Consider the following 10,434-nt stretch of genomic DNA (forward strand, 5'->3'; position numbering starts at 1 on the left):
ACAACAGTGGCCGGGGCCTGCCGGGTTAGGGGTTCCCGCCCCTCGCGGCCGGTGCGCTCAGTCGTCGCCGGCGCCGATCGCCATGCTGATCAGCGCGTCGGCGTCGAGGTCGTCGATCGAGGCCTCCTCCACCGCTTCCGGCTCCTCGGCGCTGTCTTCGGCCAGGCGCACGCCGGCCAGCTCCAGCAGCCCGTCCAGCAGTCCGGCCGCGCGCAGCTTCTCCAGCGGGATGCCCGCCAGCGCCTCCCGGACTCCTTGCTCCGTAACGGTTTCTCCGGCGACGGCCGCTTCGGCTTCTTCGGCGGGCGCCAGTTCCCCGACGAGGAACTCGGCAAGGATCCGCGGGGTCGGGTAGTCGAAGATCAGGCTGACCGGCAGTTTCAGCCCGGTGACGAGGCTGAGCTTGTTGCGGAACCCGGTGGCGGACAACGAGTCGAAGCCGACCTCGTTGAACGAGCGATCCGCTTCCACCGCCTCCGGACCGGCGTGGCCCAGCAGCGCCGCGGCGTGCGTGCGCACCAGGTTCAGCATGGTCGGGACGCGTTTGTTCGCCGCCAGGCCGGCCAGTTTCGTCGCCAGCGATTCGGTGTCCTCCGCCGTGTCCTGCGCCGCGCGACGGCCGGGCGCGCCTGCCAGTCCGCGCAGCACGGCCGGGAGGTCGTCGCCGCCGGAGGACGCCAGCACGCGCGTGTCCAGCGCGATCGGCACCAGGTGCGCCTCCGCCGCACCCACCGTCGCGTCCAGCAGCCGCAGTCCGTCCTCAGTGGACAATGCGGCGATGCCGGTCTCGCCGATCCGGTGCGCGTCCGCGTCTTCCAGCGCCGCGCCCATGCCGTCGCTCCACAGACCCCACGCCAGCGAGGTGCCGGCGAGGCCCTCGGCACGGCGCCGGGCGGCCAGTGCGTCCAGGAACGCGTTGGCCGCGGCGTAGCTGCCCTGCCCCGGTGCGCCGAGGACCCCGGCGGCCGACGAGAACAGCACAAACGCGGTGAGGTCCAGCTCGCGGGTCAGCTCGTGCAACGCCGCCGCCGCGTCGACCTTCGGGCGCAGGACCTTGTCGAGTCGTTCTGGGGTAAGGGAAGTCAGCACCCCGTCGTCCAGGACGCCGGCCGCGTGCACCACCGCCCGCAGCGGTGCGTCGGCCGGGATTCCGGCCAGCAGCGCCGCCAGCGCGTCCCGGTCGGCCACGTCGCAGGCGGCCAGGGTGACGTCCGCGCCGAGTTCGGCCAGTTCGTCCCGCAGCTCGGCCGCGCCCGGGGCTTCGGCCCCGCGGCGGCTGGTGAGCAGCAGGTTGCGCACGCCGTGCTCGCCGACCAGGTGCCGCGCCACGGCCGTGCCGAGCGCGCCGGTGGCTCCGGTGACCAGCACCGTGCCCTCGGCGTCCCACACCGGGGCCGCCGCCGCGTCGGCCGCCCGGACCAGGCGCGGCACCAGCACCGCACCCGCCCGCAACGCCACCTGCGGCTCGTCGGAGGCCGACACCGCGGCCAGCGTCCGGCCGGCCGGGGTGCCCGCGCCGAGGTCGGCCAGTGTGATCCGGCCGGGGTGCTCGGCCTGCGCCGAGCGCACCAGGCCCGCGACCGCGGCCCCGGCCGGGTCGGGGTTCTCCCCCTCCTCGGCGGCCACCGCGCCCCGGGTCGCCACGATCAGCGAACCGGTGGACCCGGCCAGCCAGTCCTGCAGCAGGCCCAGCACGCGGTGCAGTTCGGCGTGGACGTCGTCCGTGCCGCCCGCGGGCAGCACGACCAGTCCGCTCGCCTCGGCGACCGATCCGGCCGCCTTGGCGCCCAGCGCCTCGGTGAGGCCGAAGGGGTCCGGGCCCAGCACGGTCCAGTCGGTGACCTCGGCGACGGCGTCGAGGTCGGCCTGTTCCCAGGCGACGCGGAACAGCGAGTCGCCGCCGCCGGCCGGCACCGCCTGCGGTACCGCCGACATCGGGCGCAGCAGCAGGGATTCCACCGACGCGACCGGAGCCCCGGCACCGTCGGCGACATCGAGCGAGACCGCGCCGGAGCCGACCGGGCGGACGTGGACGCGCAGGGTCGTCGCCCCGACTGCGTGCAACCGGACGCCTTCCCAGGCGAACGGCAGCGCCGGTTCGCCCCCGGCCGCGCCGGAGACGCCGATGGTGTGCAGCGCGGCGTCGAGCACGGCGGGGTGGATGCCGTAACGGTCCACATCGGACACCGAGGCCGGGAGCTGGATTTCGGCGAACGCTTCGCCGTCGCGCTTCCAGGCCGCGACGAGCCCGCGGAACGCGGGACCGTAGACCAGTCCGTCCGCGGCCAGCTCTTCGTAGGCGCCCTCCAACCGGACTTCCCCGGCATCGGCGGGCGGCCACTCGGCCAGCTCGAACTTCCCGGCCTTGCCCGCCTTGGCGAGCTTGCCGATCGCGTGCCGGGTCCAGACGGCGCTGTCGCCTTCCGGCCGGGAGTGCACGCTGAACGTCCGGGCGCCGCCGCCGCCGGGCGCGTCGAGGGCGAACTGCACGCGGACGCCGGAGCGCTCGGGGACGACCAGCGGGTACTCCAGGGTCAGCTCGTCCAGGCGCGGGCAGCCGGCCTCGTCGCCTGCCCGGATCGCCATCTCGACGAAACCGGTTCCGGGGAACAGGATCGAGCCGCCGACGACGTGGTCGGCCAGCCACGGGTGCGTGCCGACCGAAAGCCGTCCGCTGAACAGCAGCCCCTCGGCGCCGGCCAGTTCCAGTGCCGTCCCGAGCAGCGGGTGGTCCTCCTCGCCGACGGCGCCGGAGGTGCTCTCCAGCCAGAAGCGCTGCCGCTGGAACGGGTAGGTCGGCACCGGCACCGGCCGAGCGCCGGTCGGCTCGTAGACCGCCGACCAGTCGACGTCGACGCCGCTGACGTACAGCTGCGCGACACCGGTCAGCGCGGCCACCGCCTCGTCGTTCTCCTTGTGCAGCAACGAGGCCAGCGCCTCGGGCTGCTCGTCGAAGCAGCCCGCGGCCATCGCGGCGAGCGTGGTGTCCGGGCCCAGCTCCAGGAAGCGGGTCACGCCGTCCGCGGCCGCCCGGGTGACCGCGTCACGGAACCGCACGCCCGCGCGAACCTGATTCACCCAGTACTCCGGCGAGGTCAGGTCTGCCGGGCCGCCGGTGACCGTCGAAATGACCGGGATCCTCGGGTCCGCATAGGACAGTCCTTCCGCGACAGTGCGGAACTCGGCAAGCATCGGGTCCATCAGTCGCGAGTGGAATGCGTGCGAGACACGGAGTTTCTTGGTGCGCTCGAACTTCGCCGCCACTTCGGCAACCGCTTCCGCGGCTCCGGAGATGACAACGGCGGCCGGACCGTTCACCGCGGCGATGTCCACAGTGTCCCCCGCCGCTTCGCGAACCGCCTCGGGAGTCCCGTCGATCGCCGCCATCGCCCCGCCGGCCGGCAGCGCCTGCATCAACGCGCCGCGAGCGACCACCAGCTTCGCCGCGTCTTCGAGGGAGAGCACGCCGGCGCAGTGAGCCGCCGCGATCTCGCCGATCGAATGCCCGGCGAGCACGTCCGGCTTGACCCCCCACGCCCGGACCAGGCGGAACAGTGCGACCTCCAGCGCGAACAGCGCGGGCTGGGTGTAGCGGGTCTCGTCGAGCCCCTCTCCGCTGTCGATGACCGGCCGGATCGGGCGGTCCAGGTGCCGGTCGACCGCGGCGCAGGCTTCGTCGTACGCGGCGGCGAACACCGGGTACTGCTCGGCGAGCCGTGCCCCCATCTTCGCGCGCTGCGAACCCTGGCCCGCGAACAGGAACGCGGTGCGCCCGCTCGCGGTGGCGATCCCGCTGACGACCCCGCGCGCCTCCTCCTCGTCGACCAGCGCCGCGAGACCGCGGACGAACTGCGGTGACCGGCTGCCGATCAGCACTGCCCGGCGGTCGAACGCGCCGCGCGTGGTGGCGAGGGAGAAGCCGATGTCGGCGAGGCTGCCTTCGGGCTCTTCGTCCACATAGGACATCAGCTGTTCGGCCTGCGCGCGCAACGCCGCGGCGCCGCGGCCGGAGACCGGCCACGCGACCGGGCCGTCGTGCTCCGGACCAGTCGAGGCGGTGACCTCGCGCCGGTCGCCCTCCTCCAGGATCACGTGCGCGTTGGTGCCGCTCACGCCGAAGGAGGAGACGCCCGCCCGGCGGGTGTGGCCGTTCGGCAGCCACTTCACCGGTTCGGCCAGCACCCGCACCGCGCCCGAGGACCAGTCGATCTCGCTCGACGGTTTGCCCACGTTCAACGTCGCGGGGAGCTCGCCGTGCCGCATCGCCTCGATCATCTTGATCACCCCGGCGGCGCCCGCGGCGGCCTGGGTGTGCCCGATGTTCGACTTCACCGAACCGATCCACAACGGACGGTCCGCCGAGGTCTGCGTGCCGTAAGTGGCCAGCAGCGCCTGTACTTCGATCGGGTCGCCCAGCTTCGTGCCCGTGCCGTGCGCTTCGACGGCGTCCACATCGGACGGTTCCAGCCCGGCGTCGGCCAGTGCCGCGCGGATCACCCGCTGCTGTGCGGGACCGTTCGGCGCGGTCAAGCCGTTCGAGGTGCCGTCCTGGTTCACCGCGCTGCCCTTGAGGACCGCGAGCACCGGGTGCCCGTTGGCGCGGGCGTCGGAGAGGCGCTCCAGCACCAGGACGCCGACGCCTTCGGACCAGGTCGTGCCGTCGGCGTCGTCGGAGAACACCTTGCACCGGCCGTCGGCCGCGAGTCCCTTTTGGCGGCTGAACTCCACAAAGGTCTCCGGCGTGGCCATCACCGTGACCCCGCCGGCCAGCGCGAGCGAGCAGTCCCCGCCCCGCAATGCCTGCGCCGCCATGTGCATCGCGACCAGCGACGACGAGCACGCCGTGTCCACGCTGACCGCCGGACCTTCCAAACCGAGGGAGTAGGACACCCGGCCAGTGACGATCGAACCGGCGCTGTTCGCGCCCACGTAGTCGTGGTACTGGACGCCCGCGTACACGCCGGTCGGGCTGCCCTTGAGCGAAACCGGGTCGATCCCGGACCGCTCCAGCGCCTCCCACGACGCTTCGAGCAGCAGCCGCTGCTGCGGGTCGATCATCGGCGCTTCCTTCGGCGAGACACCGAAGAAGGCCGGGTCGAAGTCGCCCGCGTCGTAGACGAACCCGCCGCGCGCGACATACGTCGTGCCAGGGCGGCGGCCGGTCGGGTCGAGCAGGCCGTCGAGGTCCCAGCCGCGGTCGGCCGGGAAGTCGCCGATCGCCTCGCGGCCCTCGGCGACCAGTTCCCACAGCTGTTCCGGCGAGCTGACTCCGCCGGGCAGCCGGCAGGCCATGCCGACGATGGCGATCGGCTCGTCCGAGTTGTCCTTAGCGGACACCGCGCTGATCTCGACCGCCGTGCCGGCCAGCTCGGCCAGCAGGTGCGCGGCCAGCGAGGCCGGCGTCGGGTAATCGAAGATCAGGGTGGCGGGCAACCGCTGCCCGGTGGCCGCGGTGAGGCCGTTGCGCAGCTCGATCGCGGTCAGCGAGTCGAAGCCGAGCGACGAGAACTGTGCCGAGGACTCGATTTCGTGCGCGCCGCCGTAGCCGAGCACGGTCGCGGCGTGCCCGCGCACCAGTTCCAGCACGGCGTCGCGCCGGTCTTCTTCCGGCAAGCCCAGCAGCCGTCCGGCGAAGGAGTCCGCTGAGGATTCGGCCGTGGCGGCGACCCGGCGCGTGGTGCGGCCGACGAGCTGTTCCAGCGTACGCGGGAGCCGGTCGAGTTTGCGCAGCACCGGAAGGTCGAGCTTGGCCGGGACGGCGGTCGGCTTGCGGACCGCGAGCGCGCGGTCGAACAGCGCCAGACCGTCCGCAGTGGACAGTGGCACGATGCCGCTGGCCGCGAGCCGCTGCACCTCCTCTTCGGTGAGCGTGCCGCCCATGCCGCCGACCTCGCCCCACAGGCCCCAGTCGAGCGACAGACCCGGCAGACCGTGCGCGACGCGGTGCGACGCGAGTGCGTCCAGGTACGCGTTGGCCGCCGCGTAGCTGCCTTGACCGGGCGCGCCGAGCACGCCGGAGACCGACGAGAACAGCACGAACGCGGACAACGCGGTCTCGCGGGTGAGTTCGTGCAGGTTCAGCGCGCCGTCGACCTTCGGGGCGAGCACGGCGTCGACCCGCTCCGGGGTGAGCGCGGTGACCACACCGTCGTCGAGAACGCCGGCGGCGTGCACGACCGCCGTGAGCGGGTTCTCCTCCGGCAGCGACGCCAGCACGCCGGCCAGTGCCTCGCGGTCGGCGACGTCGCAGCGCTCCAGCCGGACGTCGACCTCGCTTTCCCGCAGTTCGGCGGCCAGCTGGCCGAGCGCGGGCGTGATGCGGCGGCTGAGCAGCAGCAGCCTGCGCACGCCGTGCTCGGCGACCAGGTGCCGGGCGAGCTTTCCGCCGAGCGCGCCGGACGCGCCGGTGACCAGCACCGTGCCGTGCGGGCAGAAGTACGGCCGGTCCAGCTCCGGCGTCGTGCGGACCAGCCGGGGCACGAGGACCGTGCCGAGCCGGACCGCAGCCTGCGTTTCGCCGGAGGCCAGCACCTGCGGCAACACCGCTTCCGGCGTGGTTTCGGCATCGAGGTCGAGCAGGACGAAGGCGTCCGGGTTCTCTTCCTGCGCCGAGCGGACCAGGCCCCAGACCGCCGAGGCGGCGAGGTCGGTGACGTCCCCGGCGGCCGGAACCGCGCCGCGCGTGACCACCACGAGCCTGGCTTGCTCCGGGTGTTCCTCGGCCAGCCACGTCTGGAGGGCGGCCAGGACGCGGTGCGTGAGTTCGTGCGTCTCGGCCGCGGTGCCGGACTCGCCGGCGCACTCCAGGACCTGCACGTCCGAAGTGTCTGCAGTGGATTCTGTCTCCGCAGGCCGCTGCCATTCGATCCGGTACAGCGGAGCGGCCTGCTCGGCGACTGGCGCGGCGAAGGCGCGGAACACCGTCTCGGCGACCGTCGCGACCGGCGCTCCGGTCGGGTCGGCGAGGGCGATCTCGTAGCCGTCCTCGGTGGTCGGCGTGAACCGCACCCGCAGCGCGGACGCACCGGTGGCGTGCAGCTCGACTCCGGTCCAGCAGAACGGAACCAGGCCGACGCCGCCGTCCCCGCCGCCCGCGACGCGCAGGGCGTGGGTGCAGGCGTCGAGCGCGGCCGGATGCAGGCCGAAGCGGTCAGCGTCGCTGTCCTCCGGAAGCGCGACTTCGGCGAAGATCTCGCCGTCGCGTTGCCATACTGCTCGCAGCGAACGGAAAAGCGGGCCGTAGGTCAGGCCGGTGTCGGCGAAGTCGTCGTACACGCCCTCGATCCCGACCGGCTCGGCACCGGCGGGCGGCCACTCGGCCAGCTCCACCCCGCCGCGGTACGACGGTGGCGTGACCGTGCCGCTCGCGTGCAGCGTCCACGGTTCGCCGTCGGCGCCTTCCGCGCGCGAGTGGACCGTCACGGCGCGGACGCCGTGCTCCCCCGCTGCGCCGACGGTCACCTGGACCTGCACGCCGCCGCGCTCCGGCACCACCAGCGGGCTGCTGAGCGTGAGTTCCTCGATCCGGCCGCTGCCGACCTGGTCGCCGGCGCGGACCACCAGCTCCAGGAACGCCGTGCCGGGCACGGTGATGACCTCGCCGAGCCGGTGCTCGGCCAGCCACGCGTGCGTCTCCGCCGAAAGCCGCCCGGTAAGCACCACGCCGTCGGTGTCGGCGAGCGAAACGGCGGCACCGAGCAGCGGGTGCCCGGCCGAGGCGAGGCCGGCCGCGGTCACCTCGTCGCGGTTGGCGCGGGCGTCGATCCAGTAGCGCTTGCGCTGGAAGGCATATGGCGGCAAGTCGACACGCTGGGCGCCACGGCCGGCGAAGACCGCGGCCCAGTCCGGGACGAGCCCGCTGACGAACAGTTCGGCCAGTGCCGTGAGCGCTGCCCGCGGCTCCGGCCGGTCCTTGCGCAGGACCGGCACGACCACCGCGTCGAGGCTCTGCCGGGCGAGCGCGGAGAGCACCCCGTCCGGCCCGACCTCGACGAACCGGGAAACGCCCTGGGCGCTCAGCGCGGTCAGCCCGTCGTGGAACCGGACCGCGGCGCGGACGTGCGAGACCCAGTACTCCGGCGTGGCGATCTCGGCCCCGGCGAGCGCGCCGGAAACGTTGGAGATCAACGGGATCTCGGGCCGGGAGTAGGCGAGCGTGCGGGCGACGGCGGCGAACTCCGCCAGCATCGGCTCCATCAGCGGCGAGTGGAACGCGTGCGAAACCTTGAGCTTCGAGGACTTGCGGCCCTCGAACTTCGCCACCACCGCGGCGACCGCGTCCTCGGCGCCGGAAAGCACCACTGAGTCCGGGCCGTTGATCGCGGCGATGCTGACGGCGTCAGCCAGGTGCGGGGCGACCTCGTCCTCGGTCGCCTGCAAGGCGGCCATCGAACCGCCGGCCGGGAGAGCCTGCATGAGCTTCGCCCGTGCCGCGACGAGAGCGCAGGCGCCGGTCAGCGACAGCACACCCGCGACGTGCGCGGCGGCCAGCTCGCCGACCGAGTGGCCGAGCAGGAAGTCGGGCTTGATGCCCCACGAAGACAGCAGCCGGAACAGCGCCACCTCGATCGCGAACAGGGCGGGCTGGGTGTAACCGGTCTGGTCGATCAGCCGCGGGTTCTCGAAGACGACCGTCTTGAGCGGACGGTCGAGGTGCGGGTCGAGCGCGGCGAAGACCTCGTCCAGCGCCTCGCGGAAGACCGGGAACGCGGCGGCCAGCTCGGCCCCCATGCCCGCGCGCTGAGCGCCCTGGCCGGAGAAGAGGAACGCGGTCAGCCCCTCGACGGCAGTGCCGGTGACGAGCGCGGGCGACGCCGAGCCCTCGGCGAGTGCGGCGACCCCGGCCTTCCCGTCGAGCACGACGGCGCGGTGGCTGAGCGGCGACCGGGATGTCGCCAGCGAGAAACCGAGGTCGAGCGGGGTGGCACCGTCCACAACGGACAGCAGCTGGGCCGCCTGCGCCTTCAGCGCCGCGGTGCCGTGCCCGGCGAGCGGCCACGGGACCGGGACGCCTTCGGGCCAGCTCGGCGTCGCTTCTTCCGCTTCGACGGCGGGGGCTTCTTCGACGATCACGTGTGCGTTGGTGCCGCTGACGCCGAACGACGACACGCCCGCGCGCCGGGGGCGTTCCCCAGCCGCCCACGGACGCTCCTCCGTCAGCAGTTCGACCGCGCCGGAGGTCCAATCGACCTCGGTGGACGGTTCGGTGACATGCAGCGTGCGAGGCAGCAGACCGTGCCGCAGCGCCTGCACCATCTTGATCACACCGCCGACGCCTGCCGCGCCCTGCGCGTGCCCGATGTTCGACTTGATCGACCCCAGCCACAGCGGCTCGGTGCGGTCCTGGCCGTAGGTGGCCAGAAGCGCTTGTGCCTCAATGGGATCGCCGAGCGTGGTGCCGGTGCCGTGGCCCTCGACAGCGTCCACATCGGACGCCGAGAGCCGCGCGTTGGCCAGCGCCTGCCGGATCACCCGCTGCTGCGAAGGGCCGTTCGGCGCGGTGAGACCGTTGGACGCGCCGTCGGAGTTCACCGCGGAGCCGCGCACGACCGCGAGGACCGGGTGGCCGTTGCGGCGCGCGTCGGAAAGCCGTTCCAGCAAAAGGGTCCCCGCACCCTCGGCCCAACCCGTGCCGTCCGCGCTGTCGGAGAACGCCTTGCACCGGCCGTCCGCGGCGAGCCCGCGCTGCCGGCTGAACGCCAGGAACGGACCCGGCCGCGACATCACCATCACACCACCGGCCAGCGCCAGCGAGCAGTCGCGCTGCCGCAGCGCCTGCACGGCGAGGTGCAGGGCGACCAGCGACGACGAGCACGCCGTGTCGACCGTGACGGCCGGTCCTTCCAGCCCGAGCGCGTAGGCGACCCGGCCGGAAATGACCGACGCGGCGTTGCCGGTGCTCAGGTAGTCCGCGACCTCGCCCGCCAGCACCGACGGCGGCAGCTCGTCGTAGTAGTCCTGATCGCCGCTGCCGACGAACACGCCCACCTGCTGCTTGGCGAGCGAGTGCGGCGCGATGCCCGCCCGCTCGAACGTCTCCCACGCCAGCTCCAGCACGAGCCGCTGCTGCGGGTCCATGGCGAGCGCCTCGCGCGGGGAGACGCCGAAGAACGGCGCGTCGAACTCGCCCGCGTCGTGGACGAACCCGCCCTCGGAGACGTAGCTCGTGCCGGGGCTGTCGGGGTCGGCGTCGAACAGGGTGTCCAGGTTCCAGCCGCGGTCGGCCGGGAACGCGCCGACCGCGTCCCGGCCGCCGGCCACCAGTTCCCAGAGGTCCTCCGGCGAGCGCACGTCGCCCGGGTACCGGCAGCCCATCGCCACGATCGCGATCGGCTCGGCTTCCGCCGCCTCGACCGCACGAAGCCGCTCACGCGTCTCCTGCAGGTTGGCGGTCACCCGCTTCAGGTAGTCGACCAGCTTGCTTTCGTCAGTCAT

The 10,434-nt window shown here is 73.3% G+C and carries 1 protein-coding gene; it reads right to left on the reverse strand.

The genetic code is table 11. The annotated features are described in order from the left end of the window. Positions 1–57: 57 nt before the first annotated feature. Complete coding sequence (locus BM362_RS10220; protein WP_093572932.1) at positions 58–10,434, reverse strand: type I polyketide synthase; 10,377 nt, start codon at positions 10,432–10,434, stop codon at positions 58–60.

The organism is Amycolatopsis rubida, from assembly GCF_900115345.1.
GTDB lineage: Bacteria > Actinomycetota > Actinomycetes > Mycobacteriales > Pseudonocardiaceae > Amycolatopsis > Amycolatopsis rubida.